The 22,609-nt window shown below is 68.1% G+C and carries 27 protein-coding genes and 4 pseudogenes; 7 read left to right on the top strand and 24 right to left on the bottom strand.

Features of this window, described 5'->3' with window-relative positions:
• Window positions 1-185 precede the first annotated feature (185 nt).
• The 15 genes from AB0N17_RS35885 to rpsJ all read right to left on the bottom strand — a co-directional run bounded on the left by AB0N17_RS35885 (window position 186) and on the right by rpsJ (window position 7,103).
• Entirely contained in the window at window positions 186-371 is a 186-nt protein-coding gene (locus tag AB0N17_RS35885) for a type Z 30S ribosomal protein S14 (protein WP_003948630.1), read from the bottom strand.
• Between the two features lie 5 nt (window positions 372-376).
• A complete protein-coding gene (gene rplE, locus AB0N17_RS35880) occupies window positions 377-934 on the bottom strand; it encodes a 50S ribosomal protein L5 (protein WP_061920719.1) in 558 nt (185 codons plus the stop codon).
• On the bottom strand, window positions 934-1,257 hold the full coding sequence (gene rplX, locus AB0N17_RS35875; protein ID WP_030671805.1) for a 50S ribosomal protein L24: 324 nt from the start codon (window positions 1,255-1,257) through the stop codon (window positions 934-936). The genes rplE and rplX overlap by 1 nt, the downstream gene beginning before the upstream one ends.
• Window positions 1,258-1,259: 2 nt before the next feature.
• Complete coding sequence (gene rplN / locus AB0N17_RS35870) at window positions 1,260-1,628, bottom strand: 50S ribosomal protein L14 (protein WP_003998823.1); 369 nt, start codon at window positions 1,626-1,628, stop codon at window positions 1,260-1,262.
• Window positions 1,629-1,729: 101 nt separating this feature from the next.
• Complete coding sequence (gene rpsQ, locus AB0N17_RS35865; RefSeq protein ID WP_003992363.1) at window positions 1,730-2,017, bottom strand: 30S ribosomal protein S17; 288 nt, start codon at window positions 2,015-2,017, stop codon at window positions 1,730-1,732.
• Window positions 2,017-2,241: a 50S ribosomal protein L29 gene (gene rpmC / locus AB0N17_RS35860; RefSeq protein WP_003974259.1), complete on the bottom strand. Its 225-nt coding sequence runs from the start codon at window positions 2,239-2,241 to the stop codon at window positions 2,017-2,019. Before rpmC ends, rpsQ begins: the two co-directional genes overlap by 1 nt.
• A complete protein-coding gene (gene rplP, locus AB0N17_RS35855; RefSeq protein WP_030174541.1) occupies window positions 2,241-2,660 on the bottom strand; it encodes a 50S ribosomal protein L16 in 420 nt (139 codons plus the stop codon). The genes rpmC and rplP overlap by 1 nt, the downstream gene beginning before the upstream one ends.
• A 5-nt stretch (window positions 2,661-2,665) precedes the next feature.
• The gene (gene rpsC / locus AB0N17_RS35850; protein WP_014674374.1) at window positions 2,666-3,487 is read right to left on the bottom strand and encodes a 30S ribosomal protein S3; all 822 of its coding nucleotides are present in this window, start codon (window positions 3,485-3,487) and stop codon (window positions 2,666-2,668) included.
• Window positions 3,487-3,834, bottom strand: coding sequence for a 50S ribosomal protein L22 (gene rplV, locus AB0N17_RS35845; protein WP_003974262.1), 348 nt, complete (start codon window positions 3,832-3,834; stop codon window positions 3,487-3,489). Before rplV ends, rpsC begins: the two co-directional genes overlap by 1 nt.
• Before the next feature lie 44 nt (window positions 3,835-3,878).
• Window positions 3,879-4,160, bottom strand: coding sequence for a 30S ribosomal protein S19 (gene rpsS, locus AB0N17_RS35840; protein WP_003992359.1), 282 nt, complete (start codon window positions 4,158-4,160; stop codon window positions 3,879-3,881).
• Between the two features lie 12 nt (window positions 4,161-4,172).
• Entirely contained in the window at window positions 4,173-5,009 is an 837-nt protein-coding gene (rplB, locus tag AB0N17_RS35835; RefSeq protein ID WP_031167077.1) for a 50S ribosomal protein L2, read from the bottom strand.
• Window positions 5,010-5,049: 40 nt separating this feature from the next.
• Window positions 5,050-5,469, bottom strand: coding sequence for a 50S ribosomal protein L23 (gene rplW / locus AB0N17_RS35830; RefSeq protein ID WP_145886671.1), 420 nt, complete (start codon window positions 5,467-5,469; stop codon window positions 5,050-5,052).
• A complete protein-coding gene (rplD, locus tag AB0N17_RS35825; protein WP_366015819.1) occupies window positions 5,469-6,125 on the bottom strand; it encodes a 50S ribosomal protein L4 in 657 nt (218 codons plus the stop codon). Before rplD ends, rplW begins: the two co-directional genes overlap by 1 nt.
• An 8-nt stretch (window positions 6,126-6,133) precedes the next feature.
• Complete coding sequence (rplC, locus tag AB0N17_RS35820; protein ID WP_020135811.1) at window positions 6,134-6,778, bottom strand: 50S ribosomal protein L3; 645 nt, start codon at window positions 6,776-6,778, stop codon at window positions 6,134-6,136.
• Between the two features lie 16 nt (window positions 6,779-6,794).
• Window positions 6,795-7,103: a 30S ribosomal protein S10 gene (gene rpsJ / locus AB0N17_RS35815; protein ID WP_003948644.1), complete on the bottom strand. Its 309-nt coding sequence runs from the start codon at window positions 7,101-7,103 to the stop codon at window positions 6,795-6,797.
• A 1,166-nt stretch (window positions 7,104-8,269) separates the two neighbouring features.
• Between rpsJ and AB0N17_RS35810 the strand changes: the two are divergent.
• Window positions 8,270-8,647: pseudogene (locus AB0N17_RS35810) on the top strand (transposase); the annotation flags it as partial.
• A gap of 133 nt (window positions 8,648-8,780) precedes the next feature.
• On the opposite strand, the pseudogene AB0N17_RS35805 reads toward AB0N17_RS35810, so the two are convergent.
• A pseudogene (locus AB0N17_RS35805) lies at window positions 8,781-10,297 on the bottom strand (ISAzo13 family transposase); the annotation flags it as partial.
• Between the two features lie 44 nt (window positions 10,298-10,341).
• Here AB0N17_RS35805 and AB0N17_RS35800 point away from each other — a divergent pair.
• Window positions 10,342-10,861: pseudogene (locus tag AB0N17_RS35800) on the top strand (transposase).
• Window positions 10,780-11,121, top strand: a complete 342-nt coding sequence (locus AB0N17_RS35795; protein ID WP_366015827.1) for a hypothetical protein — start codon at window positions 10,780-10,782, stop codon at window positions 11,119-11,121. The pseudogene AB0N17_RS35800 and the gene AB0N17_RS35795 overlap by 82 nt, the downstream one beginning before the upstream one ends.
• Window positions 11,122-11,585: 464 nt before the next feature.
• Here the strand turns inward: AB0N17_RS35795 and tuf are convergent, their stop codons facing one another.
• From tuf to AB0N17_RS35770, 5 genes are all read right to left on the bottom strand, one after another.
• Window positions 11,586-12,779, bottom strand: coding sequence for an elongation factor Tu (tuf, locus tag AB0N17_RS35790; protein WP_366015818.1), 1,194 nt, complete (start codon window positions 12,777-12,779; stop codon window positions 11,586-11,588).
• A gap of 155 nt (window positions 12,780-12,934) precedes the next feature.
• Window positions 12,935-15,061 (bottom strand): elongation factor G, encoded by a 2,127-nt coding sequence (fusA, locus tag AB0N17_RS35785; RefSeq protein WP_366015817.1) that lies wholly within the window; start codon window positions 15,059-15,061, stop codon window positions 12,935-12,937.
• Window positions 15,062-15,100: 39 nt separating this feature from the next.
• A complete protein-coding gene (gene rpsG, locus AB0N17_RS35780; protein ID WP_003992340.1) occupies window positions 15,101-15,571 on the bottom strand; it encodes a 30S ribosomal protein S7 in 471 nt (156 codons plus the stop codon).
• 2 nt (window positions 15,572-15,573) lie between these two features.
• Window positions 15,574-15,945 carry a 30S ribosomal protein S12 gene (gene rpsL / locus AB0N17_RS35775; RefSeq protein WP_003948652.1) on the bottom strand — a complete coding sequence of 124 codons (372 nt, stop codon included), beginning with the start codon at window positions 15,943-15,945 and terminating at the stop codon, window positions 15,574-15,576.
• Window positions 15,946-16,245: 300 nt separating this feature from the next.
• Complete coding sequence (locus tag AB0N17_RS35770) at window positions 16,246-17,298, bottom strand: glycosyltransferase family 2 protein (protein WP_366015816.1); 1,053 nt, start codon at window positions 17,296-17,298, stop codon at window positions 16,246-16,248.
• 119 nt (window positions 17,299-17,417) lie between these two features.
• Here AB0N17_RS35770 and AB0N17_RS35765 point away from each other — a divergent pair, with 119 nt between their 5' ends.
• The gene (locus AB0N17_RS35765) at window positions 17,418-18,698 is read left to right on the top strand and encodes a glycosyltransferase family 39 protein (RefSeq protein ID WP_366015815.1); all 1,281 of its coding nucleotides are present in this window, start codon (window positions 17,418-17,420) and stop codon (window positions 18,696-18,698) included.
• 119 nt (window positions 18,699-18,817) lie between these two features.
• Here AB0N17_RS35765 and AB0N17_RS35760 read toward each other — a convergent pair.
• The 3 genes and pseudogenes from AB0N17_RS35760 to AB0N17_RS35750 form a co-directional block, all read right to left on the bottom strand.
• Window positions 18,818-19,030, bottom strand: a pseudogene (locus tag AB0N17_RS35760) (hypothetical protein); the annotation flags it as partial.
• On the bottom strand, window positions 19,027-19,656 hold the full coding sequence (locus tag AB0N17_RS35755; RefSeq protein ID WP_366015826.1) for a hypothetical protein: 630 nt from the start codon (window positions 19,654-19,656) through the stop codon (window positions 19,027-19,029). The gene AB0N17_RS35755 and the pseudogene AB0N17_RS35760, both read right to left, overlap by 4 nt.
• A 202-nt stretch (window positions 19,657-19,858) precedes the next feature.
• Window positions 19,859-20,233 carry a WhiB family transcriptional regulator gene (locus AB0N17_RS35750; protein ID WP_366015814.1) on the bottom strand — a complete coding sequence of 125 codons (375 nt, stop codon included), beginning with the start codon at window positions 20,231-20,233 and terminating at the stop codon, window positions 19,859-19,861.
• Between the two features lie 197 nt (window positions 20,234-20,430).
• On the opposite strand from AB0N17_RS35750, the gene AB0N17_RS35745 reads away from it, so the two are divergent.
• From AB0N17_RS35745 to AB0N17_RS35735, 3 genes are all read left to right on the top strand, one after another.
• The gene (locus AB0N17_RS35745; RefSeq protein ID WP_366015813.1) at window positions 20,431-20,922 is read left to right on the top strand and encodes a helix-turn-helix transcriptional regulator; all 492 of its coding nucleotides are present in this window, start codon (window positions 20,431-20,433) and stop codon (window positions 20,920-20,922) included.
• A 445-nt stretch (window positions 20,923-21,367) separates the two neighbouring features.
• Entirely contained in the window at window positions 21,368-21,781 is a 414-nt protein-coding gene (locus tag AB0N17_RS35740; RefSeq protein WP_366015812.1) for a hypothetical protein, read from the top strand.
• A gap of 137 nt (window positions 21,782-21,918) precedes the next feature.
• Entirely contained in the window at window positions 21,919-22,518 is a 600-nt protein-coding gene (locus AB0N17_RS35735; protein ID WP_366015811.1) for a phage tail protein, read from the top strand.
• Window positions 22,519-22,609: the final 91 nt, after the last annotated feature.

Here is a 22,609-nt window from a genome sequence, read left to right as displayed (position 1 = left end):
GGTTTCCTGGTGCGCCATCCCTCTCCCCGATCCGAGACGGGGCGGGTGCGGCGCGGTGGACCTACGGCGTAGTAAGTCGTACGGGCGCGGCAGGCGCCCAACCACACAAGCCTACGGCATGTGGAGAAGGGCCCCTGCCGACCCAGATGCTTACCGAGAGCTCCGGAAATCCCTGATTACGGGGATTACCAGGAGCTCTTGGTCACGCCCGGCAGCTCGCCACGGTGAGCCATCTCACGAAGGCACACGCGGCAGAGGCCGAACTTGCGGTACACGGAGTGCGGACGGCCGCAGCGCTGGCAGCGCGTGTAGCCACGCACACCGAACTTGGGCTTGCGAGCAGCCTTGGCAATCAGAGCCTTCTTCGCCATCTCGCTCACGCCTCCTTGAACGGGAAGCCGAGGTGACGAAGGAGCGCGCGGCCCTCAGCGTCGTTGGTCGCCGTGGTGACCACGGTGATGTCCATGCCCCGGGTACGGTCGATCTTGTCCTGGTCGATCTCGTGGAACATGACCTGCTCCGTGAGACCGAAGGTGTAGTTGCCACGGCCGTCGAACTGCTTGGGGGACAGGCCGCGGAAGTCGCGGATGCGCGGCAGCGCGAGCGACAGGGTGCGGTCCAGGAACTCCCACATGCGGTCGCCACGAAGCGTGACGTGGGCACCGATCGGCTGGCCCTCACGCAGCTTGAACTGCGCGATGGACTTGCGGGCCTTGGTGACGGCCGGCTTCTGACCGGTGATGGTGGTCAGGTCGCGGATCGCGCCCTCGATCAGCTTCGAGTCACGGGCGGCGTCGCCGACACCCATGTTGACCACGATCTTGACGAGGCCGGGAACCTGCATGACGTTCTCGTACTTGAACTCGTCACGCAGCTTGCCCGCGATCTCCTCGCGGTACTTCTGCTTCAGACGCGGAGTGGTGGTGGTAGCCATCAGATGTCCTCACCCGTCCGCTTGGCAACGCGGATCTTGTTGCCTTCGTCGTCGAAGCGGTAACCGACACGCGTGACGACCTTGTTGCCGTCCTTCTCAACGACCAGCTGGACGTTGGAGACGTGGATCGGCGCCTCGGTGGTGACGATGCCCCCGGCCTGCGAACCGCGAGCGGTCGGACCGGCCTTGGTGTGCTTCTTGACCCGGTTGACACCCTCGACCAGGACGCGGTCCTCGCGGGGGTAGGCCGCGATGACCTTGCCCTGCTTGCCCTTGTCCTTACCGGTGATGACCTGGACCAGGTCGCCCTTCTTGATCTTCATGCTTACAGCACCTCCGGCGCGAGCGAGATGATCTTCATGAACTTCTTCTCGCGCAGCTCACGGCCGACCGGGCCGAAGATACGGGTGCCGCGAGGGTCGCCGTCGTTCTTCAGAATGACGGCGGCGTTCTCGTCGAAGCGGATGTACGAGCCGTCCGGACGGCGGCGCTCCTTGACGGTGCGAACGATGACCGCCTTGACGACGTCACCCTTCTTCACGTTGCCGCCGGGGATCGCGTCCTTGACGGTGGCGACGATGACGTCACCGATGCCCGCGTAGCGGCGACCGGAGCCACCGAGCACACGGATGCAAAGGATCTCCTTCGCACCAGTGTTGTCGGCGACGCGCAGTCGCGACTCCTGCTGGATCACGTCTATCTCCTGTTTGTCTGCCGGTTCCCCGGGAGCCGCTCAGCGAAGCGGCTCCCGGAGCCTGGCGGAACTGTCCTGCGAGGGATGCCCCGCAGGATGAATTACTTGGCCTTCTCGAGGATCTCGACGACGCGCCAGCGCTTCGTCGCGGACAGCGGCCGGGTCTCCATGAGGAGGACGCGGTCGCCGACACCCGCGGCGTTCTGCTCGTCGTGCGCCTTGAGCTTGTTGGTACGGCGGATGACCTTGCCGTACAGCGCGTGCTTGACGCGGTCCTCGACGGCGACGACGACGGTCTTGTCCATCTTGTCGCTGACGACGAGACCCTCGCGGGTCTTGCGGAAGCCGCGGGCCTCTGCAGTCTGCTCAGTCACGTTGCTCTCACTCATCAGGCGCTCTCCACCGTCTCGATGCCCAGCTCGCGCTCACGCATCAGGGTGTAGATCCGCGCGATGTCCTTACGGACGGCCTTCAGCCGACCGTGGTTCTCGAGCTGGCCCGTCGCCGCCTGGAAGCGGAGGTTGAACAGCTCTTCCTTGGCCTCGCGGAGCTTCGCCAGAAGCTCCTCGTTGCCCAGCTCGCGCAGCTCGGACGCCTTGGTACCGGCCGACATCACGCTTCACCTGCCTCGCGCTTGACGATCCGGCACTTCATCGGCAGCTTGTGGGCCGCGCGAAGGAGCGCCTCACGGGCGATCTTCTCGTTGGGGTACGACAGCTCGAACATCACACGTCCGGGCTTGACGTTGGCGATCCACCACTCCGGAGAACCCTTACCGGAACCCATGCGGGTCTCGGCAGGCTTCTTGGTGAGGGGACGGTCCGGGTAGATGTTGATCCAGACCTTGCCGCCACGCTTGATGTGACGGGTCATCGCGATACGAGCCGCCTCGATCTGGCGGTTCGTGACGTAGGCCGGGGTCAGCGCCTGGATGCCGTACTCGCCGAACGCAACCTGCGTGCCACCCTTGGACATACCGTTGCGCTTCGGGTGGTGCTGCTTGCGGTGCTTGACCCTACGGGGGATCAGCATGACGGTCAGGCCTCCGTTCCGGTGCTCTCAGCCGGAGCGGCGGCGGGGGCCTCGGCCTTGGGGGCCTCGGCGCCGGCAGCCTGCTGCGGCTTGCGACCGCGCCGCTCGCCACCACGGCCACCACGGGCCGGGCGGTCGGCACCGCCACGGGCCGGGCGGTTACCCGCACGGGCCGCAGCGTTCTCGGCGCGGACCTCGGCGATGTTCTTGACGTCGCCCTTGTAGATCCAGACCTTCACGCCGATGCGGCCGAAGGTCGTCTTGGCCTCGAAGAAGCCGTAGTCCACGTTCGCGCGGAGCGTGTGCAGGGGCACGCGGCCCTCGCGGTAGAACTCCGAGCGGGACATCTCGGCGCCGCCGAGGCGGCCGCCGCACTGGATCTTGATGCCCTTGGCGCCGGCCTTCATCGCCGACTGCATGCTCTTACGCATGGCGCGGCGGAAGGAGACGCGGGAGGAGAGCTGCTCGGCAACGGCCTGGGCAACCAGCTGAGCGTCGGTCTCGGGGTTCTTGACCTCGAGGATGTTCAGCTGGACCTGCTTGCCCGTGAGCTTCTCGAGGTCGCCGCGGATGCGGTCGGCCTCGGCGCCACGGCGGCCGATGACGATGCCCGGACGAGCGGTGTGGATGTCCACACGCACGCGGTCACGGGTGCGCTCGATCTCGACCTTCGAGATGCCGGCGCGCTCCATGCCGGACGTCATCATCCGACGGATGGCGACGTCTTCCTTGACGTAGTCCTTGTACAGCTTGTCGGCGTACCAACGCGACTTGAAGTCGGTCGTGACACCGAGCCGGAACCCATGCGGGTTAACCTTCTGGCCCATTACCGGGTTCCTTCCTTGCTGCTGACGACCACGGTGATGTGGCTGGTCCGCTTGCGGATCCGGTAGGCACGGCCCTGGGCACGCGGCCGGAACCGCTTCAGGGTCGGGCCCTCGTCGACGTACGCCTCGGAGATGAAGAGGCTGTCGGCGTCGGTGTGGTCGTAGTTGTGCGCGGCGTTGGCGATGGCGCTGTCGAGCACCTTGCCGACCGGCACGGAGGCTGCCTGCGGAGCGAATCGCAGAACAGCCTGAGCCTCCGTGGCATCCATGCCACGGATAAGGTCCACCACGCGGCGGGCCTTCATGGGCGTAACGCGGATGTACCGCGCCTGGGCCCTGGCTTCCATGGTTGTCCCTCTCAGTTACTTACGTGTCTGAATGCGATCCGCTACTAGCGGCGCTTCGACTTCCGGTCGTCCTTGACGTGGCCCCGGAAGGTGCGGGTCGGCGAGAACTCGCCGAGCTTGTGGCCGACCATCGACTCGGTGACGAACACCGGGATGTGGGTCTTGCCGTTGTGCACCGCGAGCGTGTGGCCCAGCATGGCCGGGACGATCATGGAGCGACGGGACCAGGTCTTGATGACGTTCTTGGTGCCGGCTTCGTTCTGGGCGTCCACCTTCTTGATCAGGTGGTCGTCGACGAAGGGCCCCTTCTTCAGGCTACGAGGCATCTCAACCCGTCCTTAGCGCTTCTTGTTCGTCTTGCGGCGGCGGACGATGTACTTGTTCGACGCCTTCTTGGGCGAACGAGTACGGCCTTCCTTCTTGCCCCACGGGGACACAGGGTGGCGACCACCGGAGGTCCGGCCCTCACCACCACCGTGCGGGTGGTCGACCGGGTTCATGACGACACCACGGACGGTCGGGCGAACGCCCAGCCACCGCTTACGGCCGGCCTTGCCCCAGTTGATGTTGCTCTGCTCGGCGTTGCCGACCTCACCGATGGTGGCGCGGCAGCGGACGTCGACCAGGCGGATCTCACCGGACGGCATGCGCAGGTGGGCCATCGAGCCCTCCTTCGCGAGCAGCTGCACGGAGGCACCGGCGGAGCGGGCGAACTTGGCACCGCCACCGGGACGGAGCTCGATCGCGTGGATCGTGGTACCGACCGGGATGTTGCGGAGGGCCAGGTTGTTGCCCGGCTTGATGTCGGCCCCGGGACCGTTCTCGACGCGGTCACCCTGCTGCAGGTTGCGCGGGGCGAGGATGTAGCGCTTCTCGCCGTCGGCGTAGTGCAGCAGCGCGATGCGCGCGGTGCGGTTGGGGTCGTACTCGATGTGCGCGACCTTCGCCGGCACGCCGTCCTTGTCGTGACGACGGAAGTCGATCACTCGGTAGGCGCGCTTGTGTCCGCCACCCTGGTGGCGAACGGTCACACGACCGGCGTTGTTACGGCCGCCCTTGCTGTGCAGGGGGCGGACCAGCGACTTCTCCGGCGTGGACCGCGTGACCTCGACGAAGTCGGCGACGCTGGCGCCACGACGGCCCGGCGTAGTCGGCTTGTACTTGCGGATTCCCATTTCTCAGTCCTCGTCCGATATCGGACGATCCGGACCGCCCTTAGGCGGTCGGACCGCCGAAGATGTCGATACGGTCGCCCTCGGCGAGGGTCACGATCGCGCGCTTGCTGCCGGCACGCTGACCGAAGCCGGTCTTCGTGCGCTTGCGCTTGCCCTGGCGGTTGATCGTGTTGACCCCGGTGACCTTGACCGAGAAGACCGCCTGGACGGCCTGCTTGATCTGGGTCTTGTTGGCGTTCGGGTCGACGATGAACGTGTACTTGTTCTCGTCGAGAAGCGCGTAGCTCTTCTCGGAGACGACCGGCTTCAGCAGGACGTCACGGGGGTCCGTGTACGACTTGCTCAGCGGGGTCTCGACGGTGTTCTTGCCCTCGGTGGCGTGGCGACGCGCCTTGGCGACGCGCGCGGCCTTGGCGGCCTTGGCCGCCTTGGAGGCAATGCTCGGGTGACGCGTAGCCATCAGGCCTCGCTCCCTTCGGTGTCAGCGGCCTTGGGGCCAGACACGAAGGACTCGAAAGCGGCCTGGGTGAAGACCACGTCGTCCGAGACGAGAACGTCGTACGTGTTCAGCTGGCCCGGCTCCAGGATGTGGACCTGGGGCAGGTTGCGGGCGGACAGCCACGCGGCCTCGTCGGCGCGGTCGACGACCAGGAGCAGGTTCTTGCGCTCCGAGATCTTGCCGAACAGCGACTTGGCGGCCTTCGTGCTGGGGTTCGCGCCCTCGACCACGCCGGAGACGACGTGGATGCGGTTGTGGCGGGCCCGGTCGGTGAGGGCGTGGCGCAGGGCCGCGGCCTTCATCTTCTTCGGGGTCCGCTGCGAGTAGTCACGCGGCTGCGGGCCGTGGACGACGCCACCGCCGGCGAACTGCGGCGCGCGGGTCGAGCCCTGACGGGCGCGGCCGGTGCCCTTCTGGCGGTACGGCTTCTTGCCACCACCACGGACCTCGCCACGGGTCTTGGTCTTGTGCGTGCCCTGACGGGCAGCGGCCAGCTGCGCGACGACGACCTGGTGGATCAGCGGGATGCTGATCTTCTCCACGTCGAAGATCTCCGCGGGGAGCTCGACGGAACCGGCCTTCTCGCCAGCCGGCGAAAGGATGTCAACAGTGCTCATCGGTTACCTCAGGCCCCCTTGGCCGCGGTGCGGACCAGGACGAGGCCGCCGTTCGGACCGGGAACCGCGCCCTTGATGAGCAGCAGACCCTTCTCCGCGTCAACGGCGTGGACGGTCAGGTTCTGGGTGGTGACCCGCTCGTTGCCCATGCGACCCGCCATGCGGAGGCCCTTGAACACGCGGCCCGGGGTGGCGCAGCCACCGATGGAACCGGGCGAGCGGTGCTTGCGCTGGGTGCCGTGTCCGGCGCCGAGGCCCTTGAAGTTGTGACGCTTCATGACACCGGCGAAGCCCTTGCCCTTGCTCTTGCCGGTCACGTCGACCTTGATGCCGGCCTCGAACACCTCGGCGGTGATCTCCTGGCCGAGGGTGTACTCGCTGGCGTCAGCGGTACGGATCTCGACGAGGTGGCGGCGGGGAGTGACGTCGGCCTTGGCGAAGTGACCCTTGAGGGGCTTGTTCACCTTGCGCGGGTCGATCTCGCCGAAAGCGATCTGGACGGACTCGTAGCCGTCGACATCGTTCGTACGGACCTGGGTGACGACGTTGGGGCCGGCCTTGACGACGGTGACCGGAACAACACGGTTGTTCTCGTCCCACACCTGCGTCATGCCGAGCTTCTCGCCCAGGATGCCCTTGATCTGCTTAGCCATTCTCAGCCCACCAGCCTCAGAGCTTGATCTCGATGTCGACACCGGCCGGGAGGTCGAGTCGCATCAGAGAGTCAACGGTCTTGGGAGTCGGGTCGAGAATGTCGATCAGGCGCTTGTGCGTGCGCATCTCGAAGTGCTCGCGCGAGTCCTTGTACTTGTGCGGCGACTTGATGACGCAGTACACGTTCTTCTCAGTGGGCAGCGGCACCGGGCCCGCGACCGACGCACCAGTGCGGGTCACCGTCTCGACGATCTTCTTCGCCGAGGAGTCGATGACCTCGTGGTCGTAGGCCTTGAGCCGGATGCGGATCTTCTGTCCCGCCATGGCTACTCAGTAGTCCTTTGTCTTCTCACGCTCTGGAACCCGGTGTTCCACTCCTGCTCTCCGACCCACGCGGTCGGGCGTGTCGCGCTTTCGCTGACACAGATGTCCCTTGTTCGAACATCCCTGCCTGGGAATGCGACGGCCCTTCCGGAACCGCGGACCGGGGACCTTGGGCCCACCGGGCGCCTGGCCGGTGCTGCACTCACGCTTCCCGGAAGATTCCCGTACGTCCGCCCCAGTGCTGCCATCAGGCAGTTAGGGCGACGAGTACTGTGGGACTCGCTTCCGGTCCTCCCGGCGGGAGGCGCGCAGCATCAACACTCGACCGAGCAACTCGGACAGTCTGCCATATGGGGCAGGCAGACCGCCAATCGAGCCGTAGACATTACCCCGGCCGTGACGAAGGTCAAACGCGGGGCGCCTCCCGCGCCGGACCGCCCGGGCGGGACAGCAGCTTGGCGTGGACCGCCACGCTTCCCGCGACCACCGAGGCGATGACCGCGACGGCGGAGATCCCCAGCAGCGCCGGCCACTGGCGCCACCGATCGTCGCGGCAGATCTCGTCCCGGGGCCACGCCTCGACGAGCGGCCCCCGGCACAGGTTCTACCGGCCGCCGTAGGACTCGGTCCCAGGCGCGTAGTCCGAGACGAGCAGGACGTACACCACCGCCCACAGCACGAGCGCGAGGAACACCCAGCCCAAGGCCCAGTACCCCGCCCGCCCGGTATCCGGCGCGCGTCGCCCCGCTCCCCTGCGGCCGGGACCGCGGCCTCCTCGGCGGCCTCCTCGGCAGACATGTCCCCGGCCGACGGATCGACGGTCATCCGGCTTCTCTCCCCCTCGTTCCCCGTGCGCCCGCCACACACCTGCTGGTCGACCGGCAACTCTATACGTGGCAAATACCCGTGGAGCGAGCGACGCAGATTGTCGCCGATCTGGCCACCAACGCCGCCCACGGTCGCACGCCCGGCTGCGACTCCCCATTGCTGTACAACGTCGTCGGCGCCCCGCATAGAGGCGGAAACGCTCGGTGACCGCTGATCCGCACTGCGGTGCGCTGACTACAAGGGGCCAATCGGCGCTGGCCTGCCGTCTGCCGAGATCGAGCAGGTCGAGAAATATCGGCCGGTACGGCAATCACAGTTGTGTGTGGTTGAGTTGGGGCATGACTGAGCTCGGGGTGGGGCTGGTTGAGGAGTGGGATGGGGTGCTGGCGGGGTTGCATGCCCGGTTCGCGTCGCGTTTCGTGAGGTCGGAGCCGCGGGGGCGGGCTGTTGCGTATATGCGGGGCCTGATCGCGCGGTTGAAGCGGAAGAACGGCTGGACGCTGGCGGAGCGGGCCGGTGATCGGTTGCCGATCGGGATGCAGCGTCTGCTGGGCGAGGCGGACTGGGACGCGGACAAGGTCCGTGACGATGTGCGGGACTACGTCGTCGAGTCGATCGGCGATAAAGGGGCGGTCCTGATCGGCGACGACACCGGCTTTCTGAAGAAGGGTGTGCGCTCCGCGGGCGTGCAACGGCAGTATTCCGGCACGGCCGGGGCTTGTCTCTGAATAACTGTCAGCATTGATCTTCCGGATGGTCCTCGTCAGGCAAGCGAACTCGAAGCTGTTCGAGGGTCCGGGCGGGCGCCCCAGGCAGCGGTGTAACGGCGATGCGATGCAGGTCCAAGAGCGGTTGGTGCGGGTAACGCCCAGCAGCTGGGCCAGGAGGGTGCTGGTGATCACCCTGCGTCGGCGTAAGAGCGCTGCCAGGAGGCGGTGGTAGTGGTCCAGGCTGCTGGTCTGCGGGCGGAGGTAACTGCGCGGACGGTGGAAGCGTCGCTGGAAGGCCGCTTCGGCCAGGGCGTCCCAGTGCGGCTCGGAGACTGCCACCAGGCGTTCGAAGTCGGACCGCGGCATGCCGGTCAGGGCCGGATTGCTGAGCCTCGTGGTCAAGTCGGGGTCGATCCGCCGGGCGGGCGCCGCCGTCTGTGGCGTTCGGGGCGGGAGTGGCGCCAGGGTGTAGTTCCAGTCGCCGTGGAACGCGTCGGGCGTGATCGGCAGGGCCTGGAACTCGGCGGCGGTCACCGTGGTGCCCAGGCGGTAGCTGCCGGTGTCCAGCTCGGCGCCAATGGTCAGCCCGGTGCGTGTGGTCGTCGCGGCGATAGTTTCGATGACGACCTGGTAGCTGGTCAGTGGCCGGCCGAGCCAGTTCGCGATGATGTGACAGAACATTCGGTGTTCGATTTTGTTCCATTTCGACGTACCCGGCGGAAAGTGGCAGACCGTGATCTCCAAGCCGCTCTCCAGGGCGAAGGCGGCCAGGTGTTTCTTCCAGGTCCAGCGGCGGGGATCGTTCGAGCCGCCGGCGTCGGCGGTGATCAGCAACCGGGTTGCGTCCGGGTAGTGCACCTGTCCGCGGCGCTGCCACCAGCGGCGTATGGGCTCCACCGCGAACTCGGCGGTGTCGTGGTCGGTCCCGACGTTGACCCAGCCGGTGTTGGTGGCGATGTCGTAGATCCCATATGGGATGGCGACCGCTTGGTCGCTGGTGGTGAAGGTGTGGCAGTCGACTTTGATCGGGTTCTTGCCCGGCCGCCAGGTGCGACCGGGCCGGTCTCGGTTGCCGAGCCATTCCTTGGCCTTGGTGTCGACGCTGATCACCGGCTGCCCGTCGTCGAGGAAGGCGGTGGCCGTGGCGTTCAGGTGGGCGAACTGGGCGTCGCGGTCCGGATGGCTGGCGCCCTCGGTGGCCTTGACGGTGCCCTGCAGGCTATAGCCGAGGCCGTGCAGCAGGCGCCCGACCGTTGCGGCACTGACCGGATGGCCCTGTGACGTCAGAGTCGAGGCCAGGGCCCGCAGCGACAAGGTGGTCCATCGCAGCGGGGAGACGGGATCACCTCGGGTGTGGGGCTCGATCAGCGCCCCCAGAGCCGTCAGCAGGCCGGGGTCGGTGACGGTCAACGGCTTGCGGCCGGCGCCCTGTGCCCGGACCCGACTGGTCGGCACCGGGTTCTTTGCCAGTTCGGTCAGACCGCCGGAGACGGTGGCGGTGCTGGTTCCGGAAGCGGCAGCCACCAGGGCGATCCCGCCATGACCGATGGCTGCGGCCTCACTGGCCAAGTAGAGCCGACGGCGGCGTTCATCGAGATGCGGCAGGATCCGTTCGAACTTGGCTCGTAACACCGCGACGGGCGGGCGCACACTCATGGTCCACCATTCCGTCAACTCCGCCTCAGCAAGCAGTAATTGAAGTGCAATCCCCCGGACGGACGGAGAACTGCCAGGTCGGCACCTTTCTCGCCTATACCTCGGCCAGGGGCCGGGCCCTGATCGACCGGGAGCTTTACGTGCCTGCCTCCTGGACGGACGACCGTGAGCGGTGCCGGCAGGCTGGCATCCCGGACGAGGTGGTTCGCGACGAAGACCGAGCACTTCAAGGCCATAATCCTGAGGGCCGTTCAGGCTGGCGTGCCGTTCGCGTGGGTCACCGCGGACGAGGCCTACGGACAGTCGAAATCCCTCCGGTCGTGGATGGAACAGCGGGCCATCAGCCACGTGATGTGTGTGAAGACCAGCGACACGTCATCACTCGCGGCGCGGGGGAACGCCGTGTCGACGACCTCGTGGCCGGCCTTGCGTCACAGGCCTGGAAGCGCCTGTCCGCCGGGAAAGGGTCCCACGGTGAGCGCATGTACCAGTGGGCCAGGACCCCGATCCGGATCTGGTGGGAGAACGGCTATGGCCACTGGGTCCTGGCCCGCCGCAGCCTGACGGACCCGGCTGACCTCGCCTACTGCGTCTGCTACGGCCCCCAGGGAACCCGCCTGAAAGACCTGGCCAGGGTGGCCGGCACTCGCTGGGCCGTCGAGGAATGCTTCCAGAGCGCCAAGGGCGAGTGTGGCCTGGATCACTGCCAGGTCCGCCTCTACCACGCCTGGTACCGGCACATCACCCTCGCCATGGCCGCCCTCGCCGCCCTCACCGCCGTCCGCGCCCACGAACTCGCAAAAGGGGAACGAGCGGTGGCCTGATACCACTGTCCGTGGCAGAGATACGACGCCTCATCGGCCACCTCCTCCAGCCCGCCCACCTCACTATCCGCCACCATCTGCACTGGTCACACTGGCGACGACTCAGCCAGACACGCGCCCGCAACAGCCACTACAAACGACGTGGACACATCCCCTAACTGTGATTGCAGTACTAATGCCTCGGCCAGGACGCGTCCACTCTCGGCGGACACCCACCGATCATCTCTCCGCGGCCGGGGCCTGGAGCGACTCCGACCTCGGGACATATCCCCAGCTAGGCTAGCTAGACTAGCTCGCGCCGAGCAGGATCAGGATGAGGACGGCCCCACGAGGAACGCTGCGAAGCCTAGCCTTACCACAACAGTGGCCCGACATAGCGAAGAGGCCCGTACGACCGAAGTCGTACGGGCCTCTCGCAGGTCAGAGACCTTCAGGTCGTTAAGTGACCCTCAAGCAAGCGGAACTTACTTGACGATCTTGGTGACCTGGCCGGCGCCCACGGTGCGGCCACCCTCACGGATGGCGAACTTCAGGCCCTCTTCCATGGCGACGGGCTGGATGAGCTCCACCTTCATCTCGGTGTTGTCACCCGGCATGACCATCTCGGTGCCCTCGGGGAGGGTCACCACGCCGGTCACGTCCGTCGTACGGAAGTAGAACTGCGGACGGTAGTTGTTGAAGAACGGCGTGTGGCGGCCACCCTCGTCCTTGGACAGGATGTAGGCCTGCGCCTCGAACTCGGTGTGCGGGGTGACCGAGCCCGGCTTGATGATGACCTGGCCGCGCTCGACGTCCTCGCGCTTGATGCCGCGAAGCAGCAGACCGACGTTCTCACCGGCCTGGCCCTCGTCGAGCAGCTTGCGGAACATCTCGATACCGGTGACCGTGGTGGTGGTCTTCTCGGTCTTGATGCCGATGATGTCGACGGTCTCGTTGACCTTCAGGACACCACGCTCGATACGGCCGGTGACGACCGTACCGCGACCGGTGATCGTGAAGACGTCCTCGATCGGCATGAGGAACGGCTTGTCGACCTCGCGCTCCGGCTGCGGGATGGACTCGTCGACAGCCTTCATCAGGTTGAGGACGGAGTCCACCCACTCCTTCTCGCCCTCGAGGGCCTTCAGAGCGGAGACCTTGACGACCGGAACGTCGTCGCCCGGGAACTCGTACTCGGAGAGGAGCTCACGGACCTCGAGCTCGACGAGCTCCAGGATCTCCTCGTCGTCCACCATGTCGGCCTTGTTCAGGGCGACGACGATGTACGGAACGCCGACCTGGCGGGCCAGGAGCACGTGCTCCTTGGTCTGCGGCATCGGGCCGTCGGTGGCGGCGACCACGAGGATCGCGCCGTCCATCTGCGCGGCACCGGTGATCATGTTCTTGATGTAGTCCGCGTGACCCGGGCAGTCGACGTGGGCGTAGTGACGCGCCTCGGTCTGGTACTCGACGTGCGCGATGGAGATGGTGATACCGCGCTGACGCTCCTCGGGCGCCTTGTCGATGTTGTCGAACGGGGTGGCCTCGTTCAGGTCCGGGTACGCGTCGTGCAGCACCTTGGTAATGGCGGCCGTGAGGGTCGTCTTACCGTGGTCGATGTGACCGATGGTGCCGATGTTGACGTGCGGCTTAGTCCGCTCGAACTTCGCCTTCGCCACTGGGGTCCTCCTGTGGAGTGGTTCTGTACGCCTTACTTCATCGGCGCCAGGTGATCTTTGCTGGGAAGCCCGGAACCCGGGGCATTCATCCAGGATTGTGGCTGAATGCCCCTTGAGGCTCCGGAGTCAAGCCTAAAGCGTGCGAACGCGGTGCGTTACTCGCCCTTGGCCTTCGCGATGATCTCCTCGGCGACGTTCCGCGGAACCTCGGCGTAGGAGTCGAACTGCATGGAGTAGCTGGCGCGGCCGGACGTCTTGCTGCGCAGGTCGCCGACGTAACCGAACATCTCCGAGAGGGGCACGAGACCCTTCACGACGCGGGCACCAGCCCGCTCCTCCATGGCCTGGATCTGGCCACGGCGGGAGTTGATGTCGCCGATGACCTCACCCATGTAGTCCTCGGGCGTGGTGACCTCGACGGCCATCATCGGCTCGAGCAGCACGGGCGAAGCCTTGCGCGCGGCCTCCTTGAAGGCCTGCGAGCCGGCGATCTTGAAGGCGAGCTCGGAGGAGTCGACCTCGTGGTAGCCACCGTCGATCAGGATGACGCGCACGCCGGTCATCTCGTAACCGGCGAGGATGCCGAACTGCATGGCCTCCTGCGCACCGGCGTCGACCGAAGGGATGTACTCCTTCGGGATACGGCCACCGGTCACCTTGTTCACGAACTCGTACGAGGCGTCGCCGCCCTCGATCGGCTCGATCGCGATCTGCACCTTGGCGAACTGACCGGTACCACCGGTCTGCTTCTTGTGGGTGTAGTCGACGCGCTCGACGGCCTTGCGGATCGTCTCGCGGTAGGCCACCTGCGGCTTGCCGACGTTGGCCTCGACCTTGAACTCACGGCGCATACGGTCGACCAGCACCTCGAGGTGCAGCTCGCCCATACCACCGATGATGGTCTGGCCGGTCTCCTCGTCCGAGTGGACCTGGAAGGACGGGTCCTCCTCGGCCAGGCGCTGGATCGCGACGCCCAGCTTCTCCTGGTCGCCCTTCGACTTGGGCTCGATGGCGACCTGGATGACCGGCGCCGGGAAGTCCATGGACTCCAGGATGACCGGGTTCTTGTCGTCGGACAGCGTCTCACCGGTGGTGGTCTGCTTCAGGCCCATGACGGCGACGATGTCGCCGGCGCCCACCGACTCGATCTCCTCACGCTTGTTGGCGTGCATGCGGTAGATCTTGCCGATGCGCTCCTTCTTGCCCTTGACGGAGTTCAGCACCGAGGAGCCGGACTCCAGGCGGCCCGAGTACACCCGGACGAAGGTGAGCTTGCCGAGGTGCGGGTCGCTCATGATCTTGAACGCCAGCGCCGACAGCGGCTCGTCGTCGGACGGCTTGCGCTTGACGACGACCTCGGCGTCCTTGACGTCGTGGCCCTCGATGGCCTCGATGTCGACCGGGGACGGCAGGTAGCGCACGACCGCGTCGAGCAGGGGCTGGACGCCCTTGTTCTTGAACGCGGTACCGCAGAACACCGGGGTCACGGTGGTGCCGGTGCCCTTGCCGGACGCGATGGTGATACGACGGATCGCGGCGTACAGCTGCTCCACGGAGGGCTCGTTGCCCTCCAGGTACAGCTCCATGATCTCTTCGTCGTTCTCGGCCACGGCCTCGAGCAGCTTGCCGCGGTACTCCTCGGCAGCCTCGGTGTGCGTGTCCGGGATGTCGACGGTGTCGTACATCTCGCCCTTGGTGGCCTCGGCGGACCAGACCAGGGCCTTCATCGTCACGAGGTCGATGACGCCCTTGAAGTCGGCCTCGGCACCGATCGGGAGCTGCATCACGATCGGCTGAGCGCCGAGGCGGTCAGAGATCATGTCGACGCAGCGGTGGAACTCGGCACCGGTACGGTCGAGCTTGTTGACGAAGCAGATACGCGGAACGCCGTAGCGGTCCGCCTGACGCCACACCGTCTCGGACTGGGGCTCCACGCCGGCGACGCCGTCGAACACCGTCACGGCACCGTCGAGCACGCGCAGGGAGCGCTCCACCTCGACGGTGAAGTCGACGTGACCCGGGGTGTCGATGATGTTGATGGTGTGGTCGACGTCTTCCAGCGGCCAGTGGCAGGTGGTGGCAGCAGACGTGATCGTAATGCCACGCTCCTGCTCCTGCTCCATCCAGTCCATGGTGGCAGCGCCGTCGTGGACCTCACCGATCTTGTACGACACACCGGTGTAGAACAGGATCCGCTCGGTGGTGGTCGTCTTGCCCGCGTCGATGTGGGCCATGATCCCGATGTTGCGGACCTTGGCCAGGTCAAGTGAAGTGGTAGCCATAAGGCTTCAGTCTTCTCTCGGTCTCGATGTGGGTAGCGACTACCAGCGGTAGTGCGCGAAGGCCTTGTTGGACTCGGCCATCTTGTGCGTGTCCTCGCGCTTCTTGACGGCCGCACCGAGGCCGTTCGAAGCGTCGAGAAGCTCGTTGAGCAGACGCTCGGTCATCGTCTTCTCGCGACGGGCGCGGGAGTAACCGACGAGCCAGCGCAGCGCCAGGGTGTTGGCACGACCGGGCTTGACCTCGATCGGAACCTGGTAGGTGGCGCCACCGACACGGCGGGACTTGACCTCGAGGGTCGGCTTGATGTTCTCCAGCGCGCGCTTCAGCGTGATGATCGGGTCGTTGCCCGTCTTCTCACGCAGACCCTCCATGGCGCCGTAGACGATGCGCTCGGCGGTGGAGCGCTTGCCGTTCAGCAGCACCTTGTTGATGAGCGACGTGACCAGAGGAGAACCGTAGACCGGGTCGATGATGACCGGGCGCTTCGGGGCGGGGCCCTTACGAGGCATTCTTACTTCTCCTTCTTGGCGCCGTAGCGGGAACGGGCCTGCTTGCGGTTCTTGACACCCTGGGTGTCGAGGGAGCCACGGATGATCTTGTAGCGAACACCCGGCAGGTCCTTCACACGGCCGCCGCGCACGAGCACGATGGAGTGCTCCTGCAGGTTGTGTCCCTCACCCGGAATGTAAGCGGTGACCTCGATCCCGCTGGTCAGACGCACACGCGCGACCTTACGCAGGGCCGAGTTCGGCTTCTTCGGGGTGGTCGTGAACACACGCGTGCAGACGCCGCGACGCTGGGGCGAACCCTCGAGTGCGGGCGTCTTGTTCTTCTCGACCTTGTCCTGCCGGCCCTTGCGGACCAGCTGCTGGATCGTAGGCACTACTTCTCCGGTTTCTGTGTGCCGATAGGTACAGCTAACCTGGAACGTCACCGACCCACGCGGTCGGGTGTGTCGAATCCGCCAGACTCCCGCCGCAAGGCGAAAAGGGCGCAGATTACGGTGGCCGATCGCGGCTCGCCATGCGGTTTGCAGGCACGCACAGGAGCCAGGGCACACCCCAGGCACAAGGTCTGAGCGTACCCAGCCCACAGACTTCGGTCAAAACAAAAGCAACGTCACGGGGCGGGCAGGGGATCATTATCACAGTCGGACGGTGCGCGCGCACCTCGACACGTGTGCTCAGGTACGGCCGCCGCCGGTGCGCACGGTCTCCTCCACGCCCTCACGCGCGGTGCCGTGAGGCCTGTCGTGAGCCGTGTCGTGAGCCGTGTCGTGCCGCACGAAGTACGCCGGCCGGTTCTGTACGGCCGTATAGATGCGTGCCACGTACTCCCCGAGCATTCCCACGCAGATCAGCTGCACCGCGCCGATGAACAGCACCCCGGTGAACAGGGACGTCCAGCCGGGGACCGTCTGCTCCAGGGCGTGCGCCCCCAGCGTGTAGCCCATCAGCCCGATGCAGACGACGAAGGCCACCCCGCCGAGCCAGGTGGCCAGCCGCAGCGGAGCCGCCGAGAACCCGGTGACGCTGTCCACGGCGAGCCGGATCATCCGGCCCAGCGGGTACTTGCTGCGCCCGGCGGTCCGCGGGGCCCGGTCGTACGTCACCTCGCCGCTCGGGAACCCCAGCCAGGGCACCAGCAGCCGGTAGACGCGCTGCTGGTCCGGGAGCGCCTTCAGGGCGTCCACGGCCGCCCGGCTGAGCAGCCGGAAGTCACCCGCCTGCGCGGGGACGGAGGGCCCGGCCAGCCGTCGCACGAGCCGGTAGTAGAGGCCGGCCGTCCACCGCTTGAACCCGCTGTCGGTGGTCCGGTCCGCGCGGATGCCGTAGACGATGTCCAGCCCCTCGGCGCGCGCCAGGTCCAGCATCTCGGGGATCTTCTCGGGCGGATCCTGCAGGTCGGCGTCGATGCTGACGACGTACGCGCCCATGGCCCGGTCCAGCCCCGCGGTCAGCGCGGCCTGGTGACCGGAGTTCCGGCGCAGGCCGATGACCCGCAGTTCCGGCCAGCCGAGCCGGAACGCCGCCAGCAGGTCGGCGGTGCGGTCGGCGCTGCCGTCGTCCACGGCCACCAGCTCGTACGCCACCCCCAGGCCGTCGAGCACCGGGCGGAGCCGGCTCACGAGGGCGGGCAGCGCCTCCTCCTCGTCGTACATCGGTATGACCACGGACAGCTCGACCGGCTCCGCCGTCAGGTCGTCCCGGTCGGTCACGCACGTTCGCTCGGCCACCGGCCCCTCCCCCTTCGCCGCGCGCTGACGGCCCTTCGGCGCGCACGGGCGGCTCTTCGGACGCACTCATGCCACCCTGATGTGATCTTATGAGCGGCAGGGCCGAGGGGGACCAGCGTATGAGCACGGCTTCCAGGGACACGACGGCGGACCCCGCCGTGCCCGGTGACGGGCGGACCGCACGGTCCGGCCGCGGCCGCCGCCCGGCCCTCCCGCCCGCGGCCCGGCCCTATCTTCCCCCGCTCGTCCTGTTCGGCGTCACCAAGATCGTCGGCCTCACGGTCTTCGCGTACCTGCTCGACTACGCGGGCGACTACCGGCACAAGGAACCGCGCTTCGGCGGCGGCGCCCACTGGTGGGACGTGCTGTCGACCTGGGACGGCTGGTGGTACCTCCAGGTCGCCGGGCACGGGTACGACCCGAAGCCGCTGCAGCCGCTGCCCCCCGGCGGGGTCTTCACGGTCCAGCAGAACTCGGTCGCCTTCTTCCCGCTCTACCCGGGCCTGATCAGGGGCGTGTCCGAGGTGACGGGGCTGAGCCTGGCCGGGGCCGGGATCCTGGTGTCCGTGGTGGCCTCCTTCGTGGCCGCCGCCGGCATCTACGCCGTGATCTCCACGCTGGCCGGCGCCCGGGCGGGGACGATCGCGGCGGGGCTGTGGGCCGTCGCGCCCGGGGCGGGCGTCGAGTGGGCGGTGTACTCCGAGTCCCTGTTCGTCGCGCTCGCCGCCTGGACCTGCTACTGCGTGATGCGGCACCGCTGGGTCGCGGCCGGCCTGCTCGCCTTCGCCGCGGGGCTGAACCGGCCGACCTCGGCGGCACTGATCGGCGCCGTGGGGCTGGCCGCCCTGGTCACGCTGGCGCGCCGGGACAGCCGGCGGGAACAGGGGATCGCCGGGCCGGTGTACGCGATGGTCGCGGCGCCGCTCGGCCTGCTCACCTACGTCGGCTGGGTCGGCCTGAGCATGGGGAACCTGACGGCGTACTTCACGCTGCAGCGCGAGGGCTGGGCGCACTACTTCGACTGGGGCGCGTACACGCTGGACGTGCTGCGCAACATCGCGGTCGGCCGCAACGGCTATCTGTTCGCCTTCTCCACGCCCGACCTGCTGGCCGTGCAGGTGGTGATCGCGCTGCCGTTCCTGATCGCGCTGATGCTGCGCAGGAAGCCGCCGCTGGTGCTGGTGGCGTACACGCTGGCCGGCATCGTGACGGTGCTGGGCACCCAGCAGATGTTCGGCAACACCGGCCGCTATCTGCTGCCCGCCTTCCCCCTGCTGCTCGCCCCGGCCGCCGCCATGAGCCGGCTGAAGTGGCCGAGCCTGGCGGTGTTCTTCACGACGACGGCGGTGGCGTCCGGGTGGTACGCGCATTACGTGATCTTCGAGCTGGGGATTCCGTAGGGGCGTCAGGGGGCGTTCGGTCCGGAGGGGACGGCGTTCGGTCCGCAGGGGACGGCGTTCGGTCCGCAGGGGACGGCGTTCGCGTCGTCGCCCGCCCGGCGGGCCCGGCGGGCCGTGCCGCGGGCCGCCCGCTCGGCCGCGAAGACGTCCTCCAGACGGAACAGCTGGGCCCGGCCCGCCTTGCCGGCCGCCGTCAGATGCCCCAGCTGGACCCACTTGCGGATCGTGGCGGGGGCGACACCCGCCTCCTGGGCCGCGAGGGGCCCGGGGATCAGGGTGGGCAGGGTGGGCAGGGCCGGGTTCGGCCGGCCGCTCGTCTCGCAGCCGCTCATCGGCCGTCCTTCCCCTCGGTCGTCGTACGCTCCCACTCCCCCGCGTCCCAGGTGTGCCGGTAGGCGGGGTCGTCGTGGCAGCCGCACAGCGGTTCCGGGCACCGGCACCCGGGGTTGACGCACAGCACCGCGTCGCGGTCGGGGAAGGCCCGCAGCGACACCGAGTCGCACCAGGGGCAGCGCCCGGACACCCGTACGACGGTCTCGGTGTCCCCCAGTGCGCGGGCGCAGCGGCGGGCCATGCGGCGGGTCTCGTCGCGCACATGGGCGGCCAGGACGGGGTCGGCGGACACGCCGTCGAGCAGTTCGGCGATGCGGCGCAGCCGCTCGGGGACCTGGGCCCTGCGGACACGGGGCAGGCCGAGCCGGTCCCGGACGGCCTCCTCCAGCTCGATCACGCCGTCGGTGATGTCACGGATGGTGTCCGAGATGTGCAGACGCAGCGGGGCGGCGCTGTGTCCGGGGGCGACCAGGCCGTGCCGCTGCCGCAGGAGCAGGGCCTCCTCGCGTTCCTCGCGGAGCCGTTCGGCGAGATCGGCGGGCGGCGGGGCCGGGACACGGGGGCCCGGTGCGGCGCGCCCGGGAGCGAGCTCGGTGGCCAGCTCCGGGAACTGCTGCAGGAGCATGCCGATCCAGAGGGCGGCCTGGGCGGTGGGGCGGTCGTGGGGGGTGGGGTGATCGTGGGGGGTGGGGTGGTTGGCGGGGGTGGGGTGGTTACCGACGGTGGGGTGGTTACCGGTGGGGGTGCCGCGGTCGGGGGCCGGCGGGCGGGGGTCGGAAGCCGGGCGGTGGTCGGAGGCCGGGCGGGTGCCGGACGTCGGGCGCTGGTCAGGCAACGCGGCCTCCGTCACGGGCGGCACGGCTGCCGGCGACCGGGGCGGCACGGTGAGCGCCCGCCGTCGTACCGAAGTCGGCGGGGAGCTGGACGGGACGGCCGCGGCGCCAGAGGCGGCCACCACAGACGCCGTCGAACCAGTTGTCGGCCGGGGCGACCGCCTTCTCGCAGTTGCGGCGGACCGGGCAGCCGGCGCAGGCCCGCAGCGCGGGAGCGGCCTCCTTGATCTTCTTGGAGAAGACGACTTTGGGCGGCAGCCCCGCGCAGGCGGCGGCGGACTGCCAGCCCGCCGGTTCGAACGGCGGGAGGACGCGGGCGGGTTCGGCAGCGCTCGGAGAGTGCGGTGGGCACGAGCCGGAGACGGACATGGGGCCTCCTCAAGTGGGCGGCTGGAGCACAAGCGCGCCCAGACTTACAGATTGCGCGCGCGCTCGCAACAAACTTATTTCACGGAGGCCCTCTTGCGCGTTTTGCGCGGCTTCTTCACAGTGCTTGCACGAAAGCACGTAATACCGCGCGCGCAAGCAAGCTAAACTCGTGGCCTCCGAAGGAAGCGAGCACACAGATGACCAGCCAGGATCTGGACGCGTTCGCCGCATGGGTCGAGGACCTCATGCGCGACCGCGGATACGACATCGACAGTCCGCGCGGGGGCGGGAAGTCGAAGATCGCGGACGAGGCGGGGGTGCACCGCGCCGCCGTCACCCGCCTGCTGCAGCGGCAGAGCATGCCCGACCTCGAGACCACACGCCGGCTCGCCCGCGTGCTCGGGGTCCCGGTGCGCGAGATGCTCATCCGCTCCGGCCGGCTGACCGCCGAGGAACTGGCGGACCCTCATGAGCACCTGGCCTCCCCCGCGCCCAGCGCCGAGTTCGCCCGTCGGCCCACGCTGGAGGAGGTCGCCGAGCTGCTCGGAATTCCCGCGGACCGGCGCGAGATGTTCGTGAAGGTGGTCGAGCAGTTCCTGCCGCAGGAGGCGGAGCCGGTGGCGCAGCTTCCGGAGGAGGCGCGGGTGCCGGTGGTGGCGGCCGCCGGCGTGGCGGGCGCCGTGGACTGATCCCCGGCGGCCGCACCTCGGAGGCACGGCACCCGCGCGTCGGAACAACGTCGCACCCGCTGGCCGGCGGGTGCATCGGCATGTCTGGGGCTCTTTTCACACCCCTCGCACCACTCTCGTGAACAACTGCGGCCCCACCCCTCACAGGGCGTTCAACTGCAGTTTTCCCCTCCCGGGCCACGGAAGGAGGATCAACCTTCCGAATTAGTTGCGTGCGCGCACGCTCCTCTGTCACAGTTGGTGCAGCGGCGGAGCTGTGACCGCAGCCCGGAAGGGCCGGACGGACGGCTCCGCGCCGCTCCGCCGGGCCGAGGCGCCGCGCCTCCCCCGCCGCCCCACGCGGCGCCCGCCCGGCGGTCACCGCTTCCGGTGCCGGGGTCCCGGGCCCCGCGCCCGCCACCCACACGGCGCCCCGCGCGCCCCGCAGCCCCGAGGTGACCCGGCAATGACCACACCCACACCCCCGAGTTCCTTCCCGGACGTCGAGGCCCTGGTCGTCGACATCCTGAAGCAGGACCCGGCGCTCGCGACGGCCCTCGTCACCGTCCAGCCCCCGTCCGACTTCAACGGCACGACCGCCGCCGTCCTCGTCAACCGGCGCGGCGGCGCCTGGGTCGGCGAACTCCACGTCGACCAGCCGCTGATCGAGCTGGAGGTGTACGGCCCGACGAAGCAGGCCGCGCACGTCCTGGCCAACGAGGCCCGCCGGGCGCTGCTGGCCACGGCCGGCAGCCGGTACGGCACCAACCTCATCACCGAGGTGGAGGAACAGGACGGCCCGCGCTGGCTGCCCGACTACCTCTACCACGCGGCCAACCGGTACGTGAGCGTCCACAAGGTGTACCTCGACGTCTACTGACGCGTACCGGACGTCCCGCGAGGGACACCGCCCCACAGACCGAAGGCCCCGCCACCCCGGCGGGGCCTTCGCCGTATCCGGAACCGCCGGGTGCGGCACCCCTTCGCACCACCCTTCACCCGAGGAGAGACATCACCATGGCAGGAACCAACTCGTCCGAGATCCGCGTCGCCGGCGTAGGCCGTCTGTACGTCGCCACCGCCGACACCAAGGTCCCGACGACCTTCTCCACCGACTCCTCCACCGACTGGGCGAGCTGGAAGAACCTCGGCTTCACCACCGGTGACGGCGTCACCTTCAGCAAGAAGGACAAGCTGGAGCCGATCGACGTCTGGCAGGCCGTCAGCCCGGTGCACTTCGTGTACTCGGACCGCGACCTGACGCTGAAGTTCTCGCTGCTGCAGTTCAACGAGGACACGCTGCCGTTCTTCATGGGCGGCGGCACCGTCGACGCGGTGACCGGTTCCACCGGCGTCTACAAGTACGACATCGCCGAGCGTCCGTTCGCCGACGTGCGCGCCCTCGGCCTGGAGTTCACCGACGTCCGGGCGAGCGACGGCTCCACGGTGACCTACCGCTTCGGCATCCCGCGCGGCCAGGTCACGGCGGCGGACGACATCAAGCTGGCCCGCAAGGCGGCCTCCCAGCTCGGTATCACCTTCACGGCGATGTCCGCGGCCGACGGCTCGGCGCTGGCCTCCTTCGTCATGAAGGACTCGGCGTACACCGCCGGCTGATCCAGCCGGACCCCATCGGTGGGGCGGGCTGCGTCCAGGGCGAGGCCCGCGCGCTCCAGCAGGACGTGCCGGACCAGGGAGTACCCGTCGG

This window comes from Streptomyces sp. NPDC051133 (assembly GCF_040682635.1).
Taxonomy (GTDB): Bacteria; Actinomycetota; Actinomycetes; order Streptomycetales; family Streptomycetaceae; genus Streptomyces.
The sequence above is the reverse complement of the archived record's forward strand: the minus strand, read 5'-3'. Positions and strand labels throughout refer to the sequence as shown.